Here is a 17406-nt window from a genome sequence, read left to right as displayed (position 1 = left end):
ATGCGATGCGGGGCCTCGTCGCCGCGTGGCGGCTGGCTCTCCCTGCTCGGCGCTCCGTCGCCGCGTTGGATTGCGCTCGGTGCGGCGCTCGCCGCGCTCGCGTTCGTCGAGCCCGCGCATGCGGTCTCGGCGGCCGAGGCGCGGACGCGTGCGGAGTCCGCCATCGCGGCGGTCGAGGGCGGGGTCGGCAACGTGCAGAAGGCCGCTGCCCGCGCCAGCCGGCAGAAGATGACGCCGGCTCAGCGCATCGCCGCCGGCGACATCCTCTTCCGCAACAAGGACTACGACCGAGCCATCGAGGTCTTCTCGCAGGTCGTGGAGCTCGGGCGCCAGGGCCGCGCCGACACCGCATCGCAGGCCGACGCGCTGTTCTTCCTGGGCGAGAGCTACATCCAGACCAAGCAGTACTTGTCCGCGCGGCGCGCCTATCGGGAGATCCTCGAGAAGTCCTCGGCCAGCCCCTACGATAGCTACGCGGGGCGCGCCGTCAGCCGGCTCGTGGACGTGGCGCTGCGCACGCAGAGCTACGACACCCTCGACGAGGTCATGGCCAAGCTGTCCTCGCTGCCCACGACCGACGCGACCGGTTCGCTGCCATACGCGCGGGGCAAGGCGTTCTTCGCCAAGAAGGACTACGACGCAGCCAAGGCTTCGCTCGGCAACGTCTCGGCCACTGGGGGCTACGGACTGCAGGCGCAGTACCTGCTCGGGGTGATCCTGGTGAAGCAAGCGACGCCGGTCGTCGACGAGGCCGCTGCCAAGGCCGACCAAGAGACCGCGAGCATCGTGGCCAAGACCGCCGTCGAGTCGATCCCCACCGCGCGCTACGCCGCGGCGATCGAGCAGTTCCGCCGCGTCACGCGCATGAAGGCGGAGACCGAGTCGCAGCGTCACGTGATCGACCTGGCCTGGATGGCCATCGGACGCTTGTTCTACGAGACCGACAACTTCCTCGACGCCGCCGACGCCTACAGCCACGTCGATCGCAAGAGCCCGGAGTTCTCCGGCATGCTCTACGAGCTCGCTTGGGTGTACGTCCGACTCGGCGACTACCAGCGCGCCCAGCGCTCGCTGGAGGTGCTCTCCATCACCGATCCGGAGAACCTGCGCTTCGCCGACGGCTCGCTCCTGCGCGCCGACCTGATGCTCAGGTCCGGTCAGTTCGAGAAGGCGCTCACGCTGTACAAGAGCGTGCGCAGCCGCTTCGACCCGATCCGCGAGCAGGTGAGCACGTTCTTGAACGACACCCAGGACCCGGCCGTCTACTACGACAAGCTGGTCGGCGAGCAGCTCGAGTCCGAGAAGGGCGCGCTCTCACCCATCGTGATTCAGTGGGCGCGCGAAGAAGCCGAGAACGACCGCGCATTCTCCGTGATCGACGACGTCACGGCCTCACGCGACTTGATCAAGAAGAGCAAGCGTCTGGTGGTGAAGCTGAACGCCGTGCTCGGCTCCGGCACGCGAATGCGCGCCTTCCCGGAGCTGATGGCCGCGATGGAGCAGACGCTCTCGCTGCTCAACAAGTCCGGTCAGGCCCGGCGCACGCTGGCCCAGGGCATGGACGACGAGGCGGGCAACGCCAGCGGGGAGCTCCAGACGGTCCGCACCGAGCGCCGCGCGCTGATGAAGCGCATGGAGTACTTGCCGGTCACGCCGGGGGACTTCTCGCAGCGCGAGTCCGCGGGCGAGAAACAGTGGAACAAGGTGAGCCAGCGCTTGCAGCAACTCGAGCTCGAGTCCGACAAGCTCGGCGCCATCGTCAACGGGCTCAAGCGGGTGCTCAAGGACGCGGACAAGTTCGGCGTCAACGCCGACGCCACCAGCCGCCAGCGCTTCCAGGCCGAGATCGCCGCCAACGAGAAGGATCTCGCGGCCTACAAGAAGCGCATCGCCGAGTACCGAGAGATGGTGGACATGGGGCGCGCCCAAGTCGGCTTCGGCGACCAGCGCTACGTCGAGGACGACCAGGTCCGGCGCCGCTTTCGTGAGGTCTTCAACCGGGAGGTCCAGCTCGTCGCCTCCGGCGGCGACCCCGGGGCCGCGGACTACGCCCGGCAGATCCAGCCGATCTTGCGCCGCGCCGACACCGTCGAGGACTCGCTCGATCAGACCAAGGGGCGGCTCGAGCGCGAGGCCGACGCCCAAGCCCAGAACCTGCGCGCCGAGGTCGAGAAGGAAGCCCAGAACCTCGCGAAGTACGCCAGCGATCTCGACGATTTGGATCAGCAGGCTCGGCTCCTGGTCGGCGAGCTGGCGATGAAGAACTTCGGGCTGGTTCGGGACCGGCTGAAGAGCATCGTGCTTCGAGCGGACGTCGGCATCGTCCAACAGGCCTGGGAAGTGCGTGAAGAACAGCTGATGCGTGTGCGAAACCTGCAGCGCGAGCGAGCGCGGGAAGAGCAGAACCTCAACGACGAGCTCCGCGAGGTGCTCGACGACGCCGGAGGTGACCTGTGATGCGTCGTGCTCCGCGTAACTGGGTACTGGCCGGGGCGGTGCTGGCGTCGCTGGTCGCTCCGTCGGTCGCGGTCTCGCAGCCGGCCGCCGCCCCGCCGGCCGCCGCCCCGCCGGCCGCCGCCCCGCCGGCCGCGGGAGGTGCGCCCGCCGCGGCCGGCGCGCTGCCGCCGGCCTCCGCGACGCCTGCCACGCCGGCCGCGCCCGCGGCGGCAGCCCCCGAGATCAAGATGAAGAAGGGCGCGCCGCCGCCGCCCCCTCCGAGCGCCGCGCAGCTCAAGGCCTACGAGATCCTCCAGCAGGAAGCCAAGGACTACGAGAAGGGCGCCAAGGAGTTCCGCGACACGCTCACCATGATCGTGCGCCACCACTACGAGGAGCGCCGGCGCCGCATTCTCAACACGCTCGATCGCGAGATCGGCATCGAGAAGAAGGGCCTGAAGGAGGCCCGCGAGGAGGCCATCAAGCGTCTGGAGGCGTTCATCGCCCTCTACAGCGGCGACAACGCGCACCCGTCCGCGACTCCCGACGGCATGTTCCGGCTCGCGGCGCTCTACGAAGAGCGCGCCCGAGAGCAGCAAGAGGGCGATCTCGCCGCGGGCCTCGAGCCGGCCATCGCGCTCTACCGGCGCATCATCGACGAGTACCCGCAGTACGAGGAGATGGCGGCGGTCCACTACTTCCTCGGCCACGCCTACACCGACTCGGCCAAGATCGAAGAAGGCCAGCAGGCCTGGCGGGCGCTGGTCTGCGCCAATCGCTACCAGGTCAAGGCGGACAAGAAGGACGCGAGCAAGATCGAGCTCCAGCCCCTGGAGCAGGATCACGAAGAGAAGTTCTGGAACGACTGGAACAACAAGCATCCGGTCCCGCTCGACGGCGGCGCGCTCGGCAAGGGTGCGCCCAAGAAGGCGGCCCCGAAGCCGCCCGCCAAGAAGGGCGCGGCGCCCGTCGGTACGGCCGACGAAGAGCTCGCCTATCGCGATCCGTATCCGCTGGACTGCAAGCCGCTGCCCCAGCAGCTCCGGCCCGGTGAAGACCCGCGCTACATGGCGGAAATCTGGTGGCAGATCGGCAACAACCACTTCGACCAGATCGATCCCAAGGGCGGCCCCTACAACTTGAACCGAGCCGTGAGTGCCTACCAGCACTCGATGCAGTTCAAGAAGCCGCCCGTGTACGGCGTGTCGATGTACAAGCTGGCTTGGACCTACTTCAAGCAGCAGCGCTACCGCACCGCGGTCGACGAGTTCGTGAAGCTCCTGCACCACGCGGACGAGCTCGAGGCGAAGACCGGTGACCCGGGCGCGGACTTCCGCCAGGAGGCCTTCACCTACATCGCCGGCTCCCTGACCTACGTGGACTTCGACGGCCCGCCCGGCGATCACCCCTACATCCCGCGCAACGACGTGCTCGACACCGAGCCGAACCCGCTGGTCGCCGAAGAGAAGATGGCGATCGGCATCGCCCGCGTGCAGGACCCGGCGCTGATCCCCCAGGACAAGAAGTGGTCCGTCGAGATCTACAAGGCGCTGGCCCAGGAATACATCGAGATCACCCAGAACCGGAACGCCATCGCGACGCTGGAGCTGACGCTCAAGAAGTTCCCGATGGATCGCGACGCCCCGGTCATGCAGAACCGCGTCGCGGATCTCTACGACCAGCTCACGCGGCTCGCTCCGGACGGATCCCCCGCCAAGGCGGAGTACGCCTCGAAGGCCCTGGAGGCACGCACGAAGCTCGCGGCCTACGTCGGCGCCACGCCCTGGACGGACGCCAACCGCGACGATCCCGAGGCGCTCGCCCAAGCCGAGCAGCTCGTCAAGGGAGGCCTGCGTCGCGCCGCCGCCGACCACACCAACGCGGCGCGCATCTACTACAACCGCGCGCTCGAGCTCAGTAACCCCGCCGAGCAGAAGGCGCAGATCGAGAAGGCCATCGACGAGTACCGCATGGCCGAGACCGGCTGGGCCGGCTACCTGAACCAGGATCCGAACGCGCTCGACGCCTACGAGAGCAAGTTCTGGCTGGCCGACGCGCGCTACTGGGTGGTCGTGTTGCAGGTGGCGATCAACCGCACGCCGAAGACCGAAGAGGTCGTGCGCGCGCGCGAGGCCGCCGTGGCCGTGCGCGACTCGAACGAAGACGACAAGTACCTGCAACCCGCCGGCTACTACGTCGTCACCATCGCGGAGAAGATCCTCGAGGACGAGTACAAGAAACACGAGGAGAGCAAGGGCGCGCAGGGCCTCCAGAAGCGCGAAGAGGTCCGCTTCAACGGTGAGGATCCCGCCACCCGCACCGTGATCAAGGACCCGATCCCGGCGCAGGTGCTCGAGGCCGTGAAGGCGCGCGACGAATACAACGCGCGTATCCCGGTGGATCGGGACCCCAAGGGCAACGGCCTTCTCTACGCCTTCCAGAACGCGGAGTACTTCTTCGTCTACGGCGACTTCGCCGGCGCGAAGCCCCGCTATCAGGCGCTCGTCGATCAGCATTGCGGCAAGAACGAGTGGGGCTACAAGGCATCGGACAAGCTGATGAGCATGGCGCTCTTCGAGCGCGACAATGCGACCATCAAGAAGCTCGCGCAGGGCAAGAGCTGCGCCTACAGCGAGGAGAGCAAGAAGGACGAGGAGAACAAGCGCAAGCCGATCGGGGAGGGCCTCGCCTATCAGGAGGCCTCGGAGCTGTTCAAGAAGGCCGAAGGCATGCCGGACGGTCCGGAGCGCCAGAAGACCTGGCGCGCAGCGGCCGTCGCATACAAGACCGCCCTCGACTTGGCTCCAGCTCGCGACGAGGCGCCTGAGGCGGCCATGAACGGCGCCTTCGCCTGGAAGAAGGTGGGCGAATACGACAAGGCCATCGAGATGTACGAGCTGTTCATCTCGAAGTACGGCAGTGAGACCCTTCTTCAGAAGCTGAAGAACGGCGACACCAAGGCGAAACCGCCGGTGATGGCCGACCCCAAGAAGTACGAGGAGCGGGTCAAGTACCTGAAGACGGCCTACGACGCGCTGGCCGGGTCGTACGTGCTCTTCTTCGACTACCCGAAGGCAGCTCAGACGTTCGACAAGATCAGCAGCATCGATCACTTCGAGCCCACCGGACGCCGCGAAGCGGCGCGCCAGTCGCTCTCGCTCTTCTCGAGCTTGGGCGACCAGACCGGGATGCAGAAGTCACGCGACCGCTTCAAGACACTGGGTGCCTCGCCCAAGGAGATCGCGGAGGCCGATTACATCATTGCCTCCAGCGACCTGAAGAAGTGGGACGAGTTCAGCCCCGACACCGGCGCCAACGCGACGGCGCGGAAGAACGCGCAGAGCTCGATGACGAGCTACTACGAGGCCAACAAGAAGAAGTCCGAGGCGGCGCAATACGTGGTCCACGCGGCCTACCACGTGGCCAAGACCAAGGCGGCGTCCGACGCCGGCGACACCAACAAGTGGTGGAAGAACACCATGGACGCCTGGGAGGCGTACAAGAAGGTGGCGCCGATGAAGGACGGCAAGAACAGCGCCCTCGGCTCGCCGGAAGCCACGATGGCCGCCCAGGGCGAGTACACGATGCTCGACCAGGAGATCACCAAGAAGTTCGACTACGAGTCGGGCCACCACCGCTTCAAGGGCACGCCGGTGCAGGTCATCGAGGCCTATCGCAAGGACGCCACGGTCGCCAAGCAGTGGTACGACAAGCTCCAAGTCATCATCGACAAGTACGTGTCGCCCGAGTACTCGACGGTGGCCATCGCGCGCCAGGGCACGCTCTACGACTCGCTGCGCACCGGCCTCTACAACGTGCGCCCGCCCGAGCTTCAGATGTTCGACAAGAAGCAAGAGGCGATGCTCAAGAAGGCCGAGGAGAGCGACAACCCCGACCTGCAAGAGAAGGTCGACGCCATCCGCGTGAAGGTGCAGCAGGCCTGGCGCGACGCCCGGGACAAGGAGATCAACGGCGCCGACGAGATCATGGTGGACCGCTACGGCAACGCCATCATGCTCTCGCGTCGCTACAACGTGTCGCACCCCGGCGTGATCCACGCCATCCGTCGCCTGGCGTTCTTCACCGACGTGATCGGCGAGGCGAAGATGAAGCAGTTCACGTCGAAGGTGAAGGACCTCAACTACACCGAGGGCATGTTCCTCAAGATGCGACCCGGCCAGGTCACGCGGCCGGAGCCCGAAGGGATGCCCCGGCCCTTGCCGGTGCTCCCGCAGTGAGGCGAAGATGATGAAGCTTCGAATCGGTTCGGCCCTGGTGATCGCCTTCGCGCTCGCGACGGTGGCTTGCGGCGGAAAGGACAAGCCCGGCGCGAAGTACCCGGGCGCCGGCAAGATCGATCAGTCGACCCACGGCGGGCCGGGCGCGGTCTACACGCCGGGGGGACAGCAGTTCGCCGTCACGGACGCGCCGTCGAGCGGCGAGGCAGCGACCAATCGGCCCAAGATGAACGCCTCCGCGGCGCAGGCCTACAACGCGGGCATGGACGCCTTCAAGGCCGGCGACCTGCAGTCGGCGCGGGAGCAGTTCACCAAGGCCACGGAGGCGGACTCCAACGCCTACCAGGCGTTCTACTCGCTCGGCGTCGTCAAGGAGCGGCTCGGGGAGTCGAGCGGCGCGGCCTCGGCGTACAAGAGCGCGGTCTCCGTGGTCGCCGACTACGAGCCCGCCATCTACTCGCTCGGCGTGCTGCTCGCGCGCGACGGCAAGGCCAGCGAGGCCGAGAGCTTCCTGAACGGCAAGGCTGCGAAGATGCCGAAGAGCGCCGCGGTGACGGCGGCGCTCGCGGAAGTGAAGTCCATCCAGGGCGACTCGACCGAAGCGCAGCAGCTCGCGAAGGAGGCCTTGAAGAAGAACCCGGACTATCGCCCGGTGATGGTCACCATCGCCCGCGATCACTACCGGAAGCGACGGCTGGATCTCGCGCTCTACACCCTCAAGGCCATCCTCGACGGCCACGGCGACGAGAACCCCGCGCGCGACAAGAACAACGCAGAGGCGCGCTTGCTGCGCGGGTTGATCTACCAGGAGCAGAACAACAAGGCCGGCGCGCTCGACGATTTCAAGCGTGCCGTGGAGACCAGACCAGACCTGGTCGAGGCCCGCGTGCAGCTCGCGAGCTACGTGCTCGAGGCCGGCAACGCCTTCGAGGCTGCGAACCTGCTGGAAGGCGCGCTCAAGTACGACAAGAATCACGTGCTCGCGCGCCTGAACCTCGGAGACGCCTACCGGCTGCTCGGCAAGGCCGACCAGGCCAAGAAGGAGCTCGAGTGGGTCGCGAGCAAGGACAGCTCGCTGGCCCAGGTGCACTATAACCTCGGCCTGCTCTACCTCTTCAGCGACAACATCGCCGGCATCCAGCCCAAGGCCGCGGTGGACAAGGCCATCAGCGAGCTCGAGCTCTACAAGAAGATGAAGCCGAAGGGGAAGGCGGGGGAGCGCGACGACACCGACGAGCTCCTCACCCGCGCCAAGACCAAGAAGGCGTTGCTCGAGGAAGCCGAGAAGTCGAAGAGCAAGCCAGCTCCCGCGGCCAAGCCTGCCGCGGGGACCGGCGGCGGCACCGGAGGCACCTCCACCGGCAAGCTTCCTGCCACCGACGCCAAGAAGCCCGCCGAAGGAGCCAAGAAATGAAGAGGTCGATCCAGCTTGGAGTCGTGGCGCTCGTTCTCGGCGTCCCTTCGCTCGCGCTCGCTCAAGGCAAGAGCCGAGTGGTCACCATCAGCGAGGTGACCATCGTCGGCCGCGTGCAGAAGCCCATTGCCGCCGTGGACGTGAGCCGCATCCAGCCCAAGCTCACGCTGGCGGAGCTCCGGCAGCCGTTCTTGCACCGGATCGAGAAGGCGATTTATCAGGATCCGTTTTGAGTTTCGCGCCTCGCTACCTGACGCGCCGCGCGGCTCGTCCCCCACGGTGACGTAGCGTCCGCTGGCCCACCCCTCCGGCCCTCCGGGTATCGCGAAGCGCGTTCGCCAGTATTTCCCGAGGCTGGAGAGGATCTCACCCGCGACGGCCTGGCCCCGGTGACCTCACCTTCTTTTCTCTTCCGCTCCTCGCTGAAACCTGGAGGATCGCCGGGCGTGATCGCCATCCTGCTCGCTCTGCTCGTCTCCGCTGCCTGCATCCGGGTCAGCGCCAAGCGGCTCGCGCTGGTGACTCGCATCGAGCGCGACGCGGTCGCGAGCGACGGGCTCGAGCGGGCGAGTCGGGAGCGTTTGCTCGCCAAGTTGCCGCCGGACGGCCAGCTCGCCCGCGTGGCGCGGGAGGCGCTCGAAGCGCCCGGACGCGCGGCCGCGGTGGCCAGCCTGAACGAAGCGCTGGGGGACGTGGCGCGCGAGCTCGAGGTGAGCCGGGAGATCCCCAAGAGCGCGACCCGGGTCGCGCTGGCCGCCGGGGCGCTCGTTGGCTTGGTCGAGCTGGGGCGGCGGCTTCCGGAGGAAGGCCCCATGGCCCTGGTGAGCGCCGGCCCGCCCTTCGCGGTCGGCCTGGTCGGGGCCGTGGCTTGCATCCTGCTCGGCAGATCCGCCGACGAGCGCGGGCGGCGGGCCCGAAACGGCTGGGACCGGCTCGGGCGCATCCTCGAGCGCTTGCTCGGGGAGTCGGACAATGTGGGCGGGGGTGCGGTGCAGCGCCGAGTGGACCCCGAGACGACCCCCGACTAGTCTTTCGTGGACCCGGCGGGAACTTAGGTCTCCGCCGGGCTGTCGAACGCTGCGGCGTGGGGTCTTCCCAGTCGCCGCACCGCGGAGAGCGCAGTCGATGACCCAGCAGCAGCCGTATCAACAGCCAGGCAGTCAACGACCGGGGCAGATGACGGCGGTGATGCGCGCCGTCGCGCTCAGCGGCCCGAAAGTCTTGCGCATCGGCGTCGTACAGGGTGGCCGGATCATCGAGGAGCGCATCGTCAAGCAGCGCACCCACGTGACCGTGGGTCCGAGCGAGAAGGCGATGTTCGTCATCGCCACCCAGAACCTGCCCCCGACCTTTCGCCTCTTCGAGCTGGTCGGCAACGACTACTCGCTGAACTTTCTGGACGGGATGAACGGTCGCATCGCGCTGCCGACCGGCATCTCCGATCTCTCGATGCTCAAGGGCCAAGCGCGCCGCACGCCGCAGGGCGCCTATCAGATCCGCCTGACCGAGGACTCGCGCGGCAAGGTCGTCGTCGGCAACACGACGATTCTGTTCCAGTTCGTCGCGCCTCCTCCGGTGCAGCCGAAGCCGCAGCTCCCGGTGAGCGTGACCCAGGGTGCAACCAGCATCGACTGGGGGACGACGATGATCGCGGCGTTCTCCTTCTTGCTCCACTTCCTGGCCATCGGCGCCGTGTACTCCGACTGGCTCGATCCGGTGTTCGACGAAGAAGTCAGCGTGGCCGGGCTGGTCGACTCGATGAAGTCGCTGCCGCCCCCGCCTCCGGTGGAGACCAAGGAAGAGGTCGATCCGAACGCGGAGAAGTCCGAAAAGGCGGAGAAGGCCGCGCCGAAGTCCGCGGGCGGGGCAAAAGGCGGCGGGGCGCCCGGCAAGGGGGGCCCGATGAGCGCGGCGCAGCAAGCCGCGCTGAGCAAGGAGCTCGACAACCTCGAGATGGCGACGATCGGCGCGCTCTCGAGCCAGGGGCCGGCGACGGCGGGCGTGCTCCGCGGTGGTGAAGTCCCCACCGGGGCTCTCGACGCGGCTGCGGCCAGCGGCGCCGGCGTCTCGGCCGGCGGCATCGGCGGGCTGAACCTCGGCAGCGGCGGCGGCACCATCCGTCCCGGCATGGGTGGGTCGGGTCTGGCGGGCATGGGGACCACCGGCAAGACCGGCGGCACGACCGGCACCGGTGAAGTGAAGAAGGTCGAAGGGCCGAAGGGCAGCGCCAACGTCGGCGGCGCCAACGTCAGCGGCGGCAACGTGAGCAACGCGGCGCGTGTGGTCGCCGGCATGCGTGCTGGCTTCCGCGCCTGCTACAACCGCGGCCTGGCCGAGAACCCGGATGCCCAGGGCAGCATTCGACTCAGCATCAAGGTCGGCCCTGGAGGTGAGGTCCAGGGTGTGACCGCCTCGGCCAGTGGTAATCTGCCGGGTTCGGTCACCAGCTGCGTCCAGTCCCGCGCCCAGGCGGCCCAGTTCGATCCGCCCGAGGGCGGCAGCGCCGTGATCGTGGTCCCGGTCAGCTTCGTGAAGCAGTGAGGCGCGGCCCGACCGCGAGCTGGGCTCCGCCAGGGCTCCCTGGGGCGGAACCCGGCCCCCGAGCCTTGTGGGTGAATACCCCATCGGGCCAGCGCATCGAACCGCCTGGACGACCCTGTGTCGGGTCACGAAACTGGCGGAAAATATGAAACTTATCCCCAAGCCCAGGCTCGTTGACAGGGTGGGGCCCGATTTCTATACTGGCGCGACTTTGAAGGGTAGAGGGAGGTTCGCCTCGATGCTTTCCAAACGGCTTTGGGGGATGGCGGTCGCCACCGCGATCTCGTTCGCGTTCGGCGTCGCCGTCGCGCAGGAAGGCGCGCCCGCACCGCCTCCGGACGTGACGACGCAGCGCGACGTGAAGCTGTCTCCGACGCAGATGCGCGACGAGGCGGAGACCTACCTGCCGGAGATGGAGCGCGGGGCGAGCACCGTGCGCCGTCAGCTCAGCGAAGCGCGCGAGAAGCGTGACGTCGTGAAGGTGCTCTGCCTGAACGACAAGCTGAACCAGATCGACGTGGCCACGCGCTCGGCGCGTGACCGCATGCCCAACCTGCGCGGCGCAGCGGAGAAGAACGACTCTGATCGCTCCCGCCACGAGTTCACCGTCATCCAAGTCCTCCGCGATCGCGTCCGCAGCCTCGTCGCCGAAGCCAATCAGTGCATTGGCGAGGAGACGGGCTTCATCGGCGACACGCAGGTGACAGTCGAGATCGACCCGACCATCCCCGACGACCCTTCCGCGTACCCCACCGACCCCATCCTCTCCCAGCCCCCGGTCATCGCCAGCCCCACTCAGTAGCGCACTCGCAACGGGCCGCTGAATCGACTATCACCTCCTCCCGACCCTCCCGGACGCTGACCCGACATGCGACTTCGTGCCTTTCTGGCGACCACCCTGCTGGTCGCGACCGCAAGCCTCTCCGCCGCTGCGCAGTCGCAGCCGTGGATCAAGGATCGGCGATATGCGGAGGGCATCGGCTACCGCACCGGCAACCTGGAGTTGCACCCCGGCATCGGCGCGGAGCTCGGCTACGACTCGAACTACTTCCTCTTGGCTGACGACGAGGGCGACAAGATCAGCGTGATCCGCCTGCGCGTGACGCCGTCTTTGTCTCTGTCCACCCTCGGCCCGCAGCGTCGCGAGGGCGGCGGCGATCCGCCGAAGCTCAACTTCCGCGCCGGCACCTTCCTCTCCTACAACAAGCTCTTCGCCACCGACTCGAAGGACGACACCGCCGTTGGTGACAACGACCACGCAGTCAACGCCGGCGTGAACTTCACGCTCGACGTGTTGCCGCAGAAGCCCTGGGGCTTCGACCTGTACGGCGACTTCGTGCGCAGCGCGGAGCCGTCGAACTCGATCCAGGACAGCTTGGCGTTCGACCGGGACAGCGTGCGCCTCGGCGCGGGCATCAACTGGCGGCCGGGCGGGGGCCTGTTCGAGTGGCGCCTGGGCTACGAGGTCAACTACAACTTCTTCGAGCGCGACGCCTACTCGAACCTGAACAACTACCAGCACTACCTGATGACCCGGGGGCGCTGGCGCTTCCTGCCGCGCACCGCGCTGATTTACGACGGCAAGATCGGCTTCGTCCGCTACACGGACGCGACGAATCTGCAGCACGACGCGCAGACCGTGAACAGCAAGGTCGGCGTCAACGGCCTGATCACGCACCACTTCGCCATGCTGGCCATGGCGGGCTGGGCCGCCAGCTTCTACGAGTCGCGGGGCGGCGTGCCGGTGCACAACTACGACGGCCCGGTGGGCCAGGCCGAGCTCAAGTGGTTCCTCTTGCCCCAGCCGTCGCTGGCGCCGGACCAGGCCACAGTGGGCCTCTCGACCATCGCTGCGGGCTACGTCCGCGACTACACGAACAGCTACCTGGGCGACTTCTACCGCCGCGATCGCGGCTACGCGAACTTCTCCTACTTCGTGGCTGGAGCGTTCCTGATCAACCTCGAGGGTGGCTATTCCTACCTGACCCACTCGCCGACCTACTTCGGGGACGGCACCCAGCGCAAGGGCAGCTTCGGCCAGTCCCGGGCGGACGTGACCCTGTTCGCCGAGTACCGCCCCAGCGACACCATCGGCATCAACACGACGCTGCGGTACGACGCATCCTTGGGCAACACCCGAGTGCCGCTGGACCAGACGGCGCAGGACAATCTTCAGTACAACCGCTACGAGGCGTGGCTCGGCGTTCGCTGGTTCATGTGAGCGCGGGTCGCGAACGAATCGGGTCCCGGGCTCATCCAATCACCGCGACTCGCCCGGTCGCGTGACCTCCATGCTCTCGTTTCTTCCAGCCAGGCTCCGCGCCCTCGCCGCCACGCTCCTGCTCGTGGTGTTCGGCGTGCAGGCTGCGTCGCTCGCCGCCTGTACGGGCGGTCAAGACAACTCGAACGTGAAGCTCCCGGCGCCCATCGAGAGCACCACGCTGGGCCCCGGCGACGTGTTCACCCTCCAGGTGGTGGGAGAGAAAGAGCTGCCCTCGGAGTACCAGATCGCGTCCGACGGCACCGTGGACCTGCCCTACATCCACAGCCTGAAGGTTTCCGGGCTCGAGCCGCAGGAGGTCGCTCGCCTGGTGCGCAAGCGGCTGATCGAGGAGAAGATCCTGAACGACCCGAGCGTGGTGGTCTCCGTCAAGGAGTACAACAGCAAGCGCATCACGGTGCTCGGGCAGGTGGCCAAGCCCGGGAGCTTCCCGCTCACGCCCGGGCTGACGTTGATCCAAGCGATCTCGCTGGCCGGCGGGCTCACCGCCATCGCGAACCACGACCGGCTGAACCTGACCCGTCAGACCAAGAGCGGGCGCACCACGGTGGTCATCAGCGTCGACGCCATCACCGACGGGCGCTCGCCGGATTTGCCGCTTCAGGCGGGGGACTCGATCTACGTGCACGAGCGCGTGTTCTGACGGGCGGCGGAGCGCGGGAGCGAGCACGAGCAGGTTGAAGAAGAAGACCGGGGACGGGGACGGGGACGGGGACGGGGACGGGGACGGGCACCAGAACCAGAACCAGAGCCGGAACCGGAACCAGAGCCAAAGCCAGAGCCAGAGCCAGAGCCAGAGCCAGAGCCAGAAGAAGGCTCGTCCATGCGAAGCCTCGGCCGCAGGCCGAGCCGCGAGGACCCCTTGGGTCTTGGCAAGGTCAGATCACGATCCGCCGGAGTGAGGAGAGTGAAAAGACCCGGCGAGTCCGGGCGCCGCCTGTTTGTCTGGTGGGAAGGGTCGCGAGGCGCGTGGGGAGTCCGCGGAGCGAGATCGAATCCGAGGGTCGCGAGGCGCGTGGGGAGTCCGCGGAGCGAGATCGAATCCGAGGGTCGCGAGGCGCGTGGGGAGTCCGCGGAGCGAGATCAAAATCCGGAGCGAGATCAAATCCCGGGACTGTACCGCACGCCGAAGAACAACCTGAACCTCGGCGTGGTCACGCCGGTGAAGTGTTCGGTGGTCGCGCCGCCGTCGGTCGCCCGGGTCTCGCTGGAGAGCGGGAGTCCGGTGCCGCCGCCGAGGGAGAGGGCGAGCGCGGGATCGGAGGTCGGGACGGAGCGCAGGCTGGCGAGCCACTCGGCGGGGACCAGGACGCCGTCGCGGACGCGCGAGGAGGCGGTCTGCCTGCCGGGCTGAGAGACCAGCGAGGGCAGTATGAAGGCCTCGAGCTCGAGGGACAGGCGCTCGTCCCAGAGATCGGCGCCGAAGCCCACGGAGGTGGCGAGCGCCGAGCCGACGCGGGCGGTGGCGAAGGTCACCGCCCGGCGCAAGCGCACGCCGACCTCGCCGGCGCCGTGGAGCGCGCCGGCGCGGAACGCCGTCGCCACCGATGGCGCGAGGCCGAACGCCCCGGAGCCGGCGTAGCGGTCGTCGTCGCCGAGGGGGAGCGTGAGCTCCAGGCGCGGCTTCAGCGCGAAGCTCGGACCGAGCCCGAGCGGCAGCGCGTGCGCGACTCCGACCCGCGGATCGCGCACGGCGACGGCGCCGAGCGGCGGCGCGCTCTGCGATGTGATGCCTTCGGCGCCCGCGCCGCTCTGGTGGAGGACGACGGGAGTGGCCAGCGTGAGCTCGAGGCCGCCCGGCAGCGCGTACGCATAGGCGAGGGAGAGGTCCACGACGCTACCGACCACGCGAATGTCGCGGCCCTCCGGGTCGGGGGAGGGGGCGTTCAAGAGCACCGGGCGGTCGAGGTAGGTCAGCAGGCCTGCGAACGCGAGGCGGCGCTCGGGCACGGGCTCGGCGGGGGCGACGCTGGCGAAGCGGGAGGGGCCGGCGTGGTGCCAGAGCGTGTTGGCGTCGAAGCACGTCGAGATCCCCGAGGGTGGGTCGCATTCGGTGGCGCTGGCCGGGCGTGCGAACCCGAGCAGCGCGAGCAGCGCCAATCCGCGGGGGGTGAAGCCGGACATCGACGCCACGTTATATCGGACTTCGTGTGTGCTATGCGGAGCGCGTGATCGGCAAGGACCGCCCGCTGGTGCTCGGCTCCGCTTCGCCTCGACGCCGGCAGATCCTGGGCGACCTCGGCATCGCCCTGATCCAGAAACCTGGGGCCTGCGACGAGTCGACGCGCTCCGGCGAGACCCCGCTGGGGTACCTCGAGCGGGTGGCGGCGGACAAGCTCGGGAGCGTGCTGCCGCTCTTGGGGGAGGCGCCGTTCGCCGGTGTGTTGGTCGCGGACACCATCGTCGTCGTCGACGACGAGATCCTCGGTAAACCCGCGGACGAGGCCGATGCTCGGGGCTTGCTCCGGCGCATCGTGGGGCGGACGCACACCGTCTTCACCCGCTACCTGATCTCGAGGAGCGACGCGCCGGGCGAGCCGGTCTCGGCGCGAACGGTCCGCACCGAGGTGACCATGCGGGCGGCCAGCGACGAGGTGATCGCCGGCTACGCTGCGACGGGTGAGGGGAGAGACAAGGCCGGTGCCTACGCCGCGCAGGGCATCGGCGCCTTCTTGATCGAGCGCGTCGCCGGCTCGTACACCAACGTCGTCGGGCTGCCGGCCTGCGAGGTGGTCCAAGACCTGTGTCGGGTCGGGCTGCTCGAGCGTTATCCGTGATGCTGGCTCGCCTCCGCGCTCGGCTCGGCGCGGTCGCCGCGGTCGCCGCGCCCGTCGGAGACGCCGTCGTGCTCGCCGCGCTCGGCGCGCTGGTGCGCGCCGCCGTGGTGATCTGGGCCGCGAAGCGTTTCCCGCCGGTGGAGGACGCGCGCTTCTACCACGAGCTCGGGACGCGCCTGGCTCGGGGCCTGGGCTACACCTGGCAGTGGCCGGACGGCGCCGTCACCTTCGTGGCGCACTATCCGGTCGGATATCCCGGGCTGCTCGGCGCGGGCTACGCGCTGTTCGGTGCGCAGCCGGTGGTGGGCATGACGCTGAATGCGCTCCTGGGAGCGCTGGCGGTGCTGGCCGTGCATCGCATCGCGGCCGCCTCGGTGGGGCGCCTTGGCGCGGGCCTGTCCGGCCTAGTCGCGGCCCTGCACCCGGCGCTCGTCCTCTACACGCCGGCGCTGATGACCGAAGGCGTGACGGCGTCGCTGCTCACCGTCGCCGGCTGGCTGGCGGTGATCGCGCGGCGCTCGTCACGCCCGCTCGGCTGGTGGCTGCTCCTGGGTGGCGTGTTCGGGCTCGCCACCTTGGTGCGCGGCCAGAGCCTGCTCATCGCCCCGCTCTTCGGTCTGATCGCCGGGTCCGGTCGCGCGCGGCGCGGCATGGTCTGGGGCGCCCTCGCCGTCACGCTCTCGTCCGCCTGCGTCTTCCTGCCGTGGACGCTGCGGAACTGCGAGAAGATGGACCGCTGCGTGGTCGTCAGCGCGAACGTCGGCTGGAACCTGTTGATCGGTGCGACCGACGGGGCGACGGGGACCTTCGTACCGATCGCCGGGCCCAGCGTCCCCGAGGCCTGCCGCAGCGTCTTCGGGGAAGCGGAAAAGGACGCGTGTTTCGCCAAGGCGGCGGGGGAGCTGGTTCGCGCACGACCGCTCCGCTGGCTCGCGCTCGCACCCGCCAAGCTCGCATCGACCTTCGAGTACTGCGGCGCTGCGGGTTGGTACCTCGGGGCGTCCGGGCCCGGGAGCTTCTCGGAGCGGGACAAGCTCACCCTAGGCGTGATCGAGACGGGACTGCAGCGCGGGCTCCTGGCGCTCGCGCACCTCGGCATCGCCCGCGTCAGGGGGCCACGCCGAGGCGCCCGGGTCGCGCTAGCGCTCTTCGGCATCGCCGCGCTGTTCGCGCCGTTCGCCTGGGTCAGCGCCCTCGGGCTGGTGGCGTCCTGCTTGCTGCTCGGCGGCCGCCTGCTCGAGCATCCGGCGCTCGGCCTCGGCGCGTCGGCCATCCTGATGACCGCCGCGACCCATGCCGTGTTCTTCGGCGCCGGGCGCTACTCGCTGGTGGTGTTCCCCCTGGTGGCCGCCATGGCGGGCCTCGGCCTCGCCGCCCGGCGAGGGGACGGATCCCCCGCGTTTTGACATCCCGCGAGCCGCCGGGTGATACTTCGCTCGGAGGACGCCCCGAAATGCCGCTGATCGAGACCGAAGAAGCTGCGCGCCGGCTGGCTCGCGCCATCGCCAGTGACCTCTCGCTCTACAACGAGGAGAAGATCGTGCGCGGCATCGAGCAGGACTCCCTGTTCGACGAGCTGGCGGAGGAGATCGAGGAGGGCCGCGCGCTGTACAAGAGCCGAGTCGCTCCCGACCTCTACCAGAGGAACTTCTACGATCGCGCGCTGGTGGACATCTTGATCAAGTCGAAGGGGCACATCAAGAGCCCCATCTGGTAGCA

13 protein-coding genes are annotated in these 17406 nt (G+C 68.5%); 12 read left to right on the top strand and 1 reads right to left on the bottom strand.

All coding sequences use genetic code 11. The annotated features are described in order from the left end of the window. The 9 genes from HS104_15315 to HS104_15275 all read left to right on the top strand — a co-directional run bounded on the left by HS104_15315 (window position 1) and on the right by HS104_15275 (window position 13553). Complete coding sequence (locus HS104_15315; protein MBE7481336.1) at window positions 1–2457, top strand: tetratricopeptide repeat protein; 2457 nt, start codon at window positions 1–3, stop codon at window positions 2455–2457. After that, complete coding sequence (locus HS104_15310) at window positions 2457–6674, top strand: hypothetical protein (protein ID MBE7481335.1); 4218 nt, start codon at window positions 2457–2459, stop codon at window positions 6672–6674. Before HS104_15315 ends, HS104_15310 begins: the two co-directional genes overlap by 1 nt. Window positions 6675–6681: 7 nt before the next feature. Then, on the top strand, window positions 6682–8088 hold the full coding sequence (locus tag HS104_15305; GenBank protein ID MBE7481334.1) for a tetratricopeptide repeat protein: 1407 nt from the start codon (window positions 6682–6684) through the stop codon (window positions 8086–8088). Continuing rightward, window positions 8085–8321, top strand: a complete 237-nt coding sequence (locus tag HS104_15300) for a hypothetical protein (GenBank protein MBE7481333.1) — start codon at window positions 8085–8087, stop codon at window positions 8319–8321. Before HS104_15305 ends, HS104_15300 begins: the two co-directional genes overlap by 4 nt. Before the next feature lie 213 nt (window positions 8322–8534). Further along, on the top strand, window positions 8535–9116 hold the full coding sequence (locus HS104_15295) for a hypothetical protein (GenBank protein ID MBE7481332.1): 582 nt from the start codon (window positions 8535–8537) through the stop codon (window positions 9114–9116). A 97-nt stretch (window positions 9117–9213) separates the two neighbouring features. After that, complete coding sequence (locus HS104_15290) at window positions 9214–10629, top strand: AgmX/PglI C-terminal domain-containing protein (protein MBE7481331.1); 1416 nt, start codon at window positions 9214–9216, stop codon at window positions 10627–10629. A gap of 238 nt (window positions 10630–10867) precedes the next feature. Further along, window positions 10868–11431 (top strand): hypothetical protein, encoded by a 564-nt coding sequence (locus HS104_15285; GenBank protein ID MBE7481330.1) that lies wholly within the window; start codon window positions 10868–10870, stop codon window positions 11429–11431. Between the two features lie 66 nt (window positions 11432–11497). Continuing rightward, entirely contained in the window at window positions 11498–12850 is a 1353-nt protein-coding gene (locus HS104_15280) for a hypothetical protein (GenBank protein ID MBE7481329.1), read from the top strand. Window positions 12851–12920: 70 nt separating this feature from the next. After that, window positions 12921–13553: a polysaccharide export protein gene (locus HS104_15275; protein MBE7481328.1), complete on the top strand. Its 633-nt coding sequence runs from the start codon at window positions 12921–12923 to the stop codon at window positions 13551–13553. A 458-nt stretch (window positions 13554–14011) separates the two neighbouring features. Here the strand turns inward: HS104_15275 and HS104_15270 are convergent, their stop codons facing one another. Then, window positions 14012–15034, bottom strand: coding sequence for a hypothetical protein (locus tag HS104_15270; GenBank protein MBE7481327.1), 1023 nt, complete (start codon window positions 15032–15034; stop codon window positions 14012–14014). 47 nt (window positions 15035–15081) lie between these two features. On the opposite strand from HS104_15270, the gene maf reads away from it, so the two are divergent. Genes maf through HS104_15255 form a run of 3 tightly spaced genes read left to right on the top strand, consistent with a single transcriptional unit; the run spans window position 15082 to window position 17404 of the window. Next, the gene (maf, locus tag HS104_15265) at window positions 15082–15687 is read left to right on the top strand and encodes a septum formation protein Maf (protein MBE7481326.1); all 606 of its coding nucleotides are present in this window, start codon (window positions 15082–15084) and stop codon (window positions 15685–15687) included. Beyond that, window positions 15687–17093, top strand: a complete 1407-nt coding sequence (locus HS104_15260) for a glycosyltransferase family 39 protein (protein ID MBE7481325.1) — start codon at window positions 15687–15689, stop codon at window positions 17091–17093. The genes maf and HS104_15260 overlap by 1 nt, the downstream gene beginning before the upstream one ends. A gap of 47 nt (window positions 17094–17140) precedes the next feature. Next, window positions 17141–17404 carry a hypothetical protein gene (locus HS104_15255; GenBank protein MBE7481324.1) on the top strand — a complete coding sequence of 88 codons (264 nt, stop codon included), beginning with the start codon at window positions 17141–17143 and terminating at the stop codon, window positions 17402–17404. Window positions 17405–17406 lie beyond the last annotated feature (2 nt).

It is taken from the genome of Polyangiaceae bacterium (genome assembly GCA_015075635.1).
GTDB lineage: Bacteria > Myxococcota_A > Polyangia > Polyangiales > Polyangiaceae > JADJKB01.
The sequence above is the reverse complement of the archived record's forward strand: the minus strand, read 5'-3'. Positions and strand labels throughout refer to the sequence as shown.

Coding starts and splice junctions, on each gene's coding strand:
- HS104_15315 (MBE7481336.1), top strand. CDS start 1: ATGCGATGCGGGGCCTCGTCGCCGCGTGGCGGCTGGCTCTCCCTGCTC.
- HS104_15310 (MBE7481335.1), top strand. CDS start 2,457: ATGCGTCGTGCTCCGCGTAACTGGGTACTGGCCGGGGCGGTGCTGGCG.
- HS104_15305 (MBE7481334.1), top strand. CDS start 6,682: ATGATGAAGCTTCGAATCGGTTCGGCCCTGGTGATCGCCTTCGCGCTC.
- HS104_15300 (MBE7481333.1), top strand. CDS start 8,085: ATGAAGAGGTCGATCCAGCTTGGAGTCGTGGCGCTCGTTCTCGGCGTC.
- HS104_15290 (MBE7481331.1), top strand. CDS start 9,214: ATGACCCAGCAGCAGCCGTATCAACAGCCAGGCAGTCAACGACCGGGG.
- HS104_15285 (MBE7481330.1), top strand. CDS start 10,868: ATGCTTTCCAAACGGCTTTGGGGGATGGCGGTCGCCACCGCGATCTCG.
- HS104_15280 (MBE7481329.1), top strand. CDS start 11,498: ATGCGACTTCGTGCCTTTCTGGCGACCACCCTGCTGGTCGCGACCGCA.
- HS104_15275 (MBE7481328.1), top strand. CDS start 12,921: ATGCTCTCGTTTCTTCCAGCCAGGCTCCGCGCCCTCGCCGCCACGCTC.
- HS104_15270 (MBE7481327.1), bottom strand. CDS start 15,034: ATGTCCGGCTTCACCCCCCGCGGATTGGCGCTGCTCGCGCTGCTCGGG.
- HS104_15260 (MBE7481325.1), top strand. CDS start 15,687: ATGCTGGCTCGCCTCCGCGCTCGGCTCGGCGCGGTCGCCGCGGTCGCC.
- HS104_15255 (MBE7481324.1), top strand. CDS start 17,141: ATGCCGCTGATCGAGACCGAAGAAGCTGCGCGCCGGCTGGCTCGCGCC.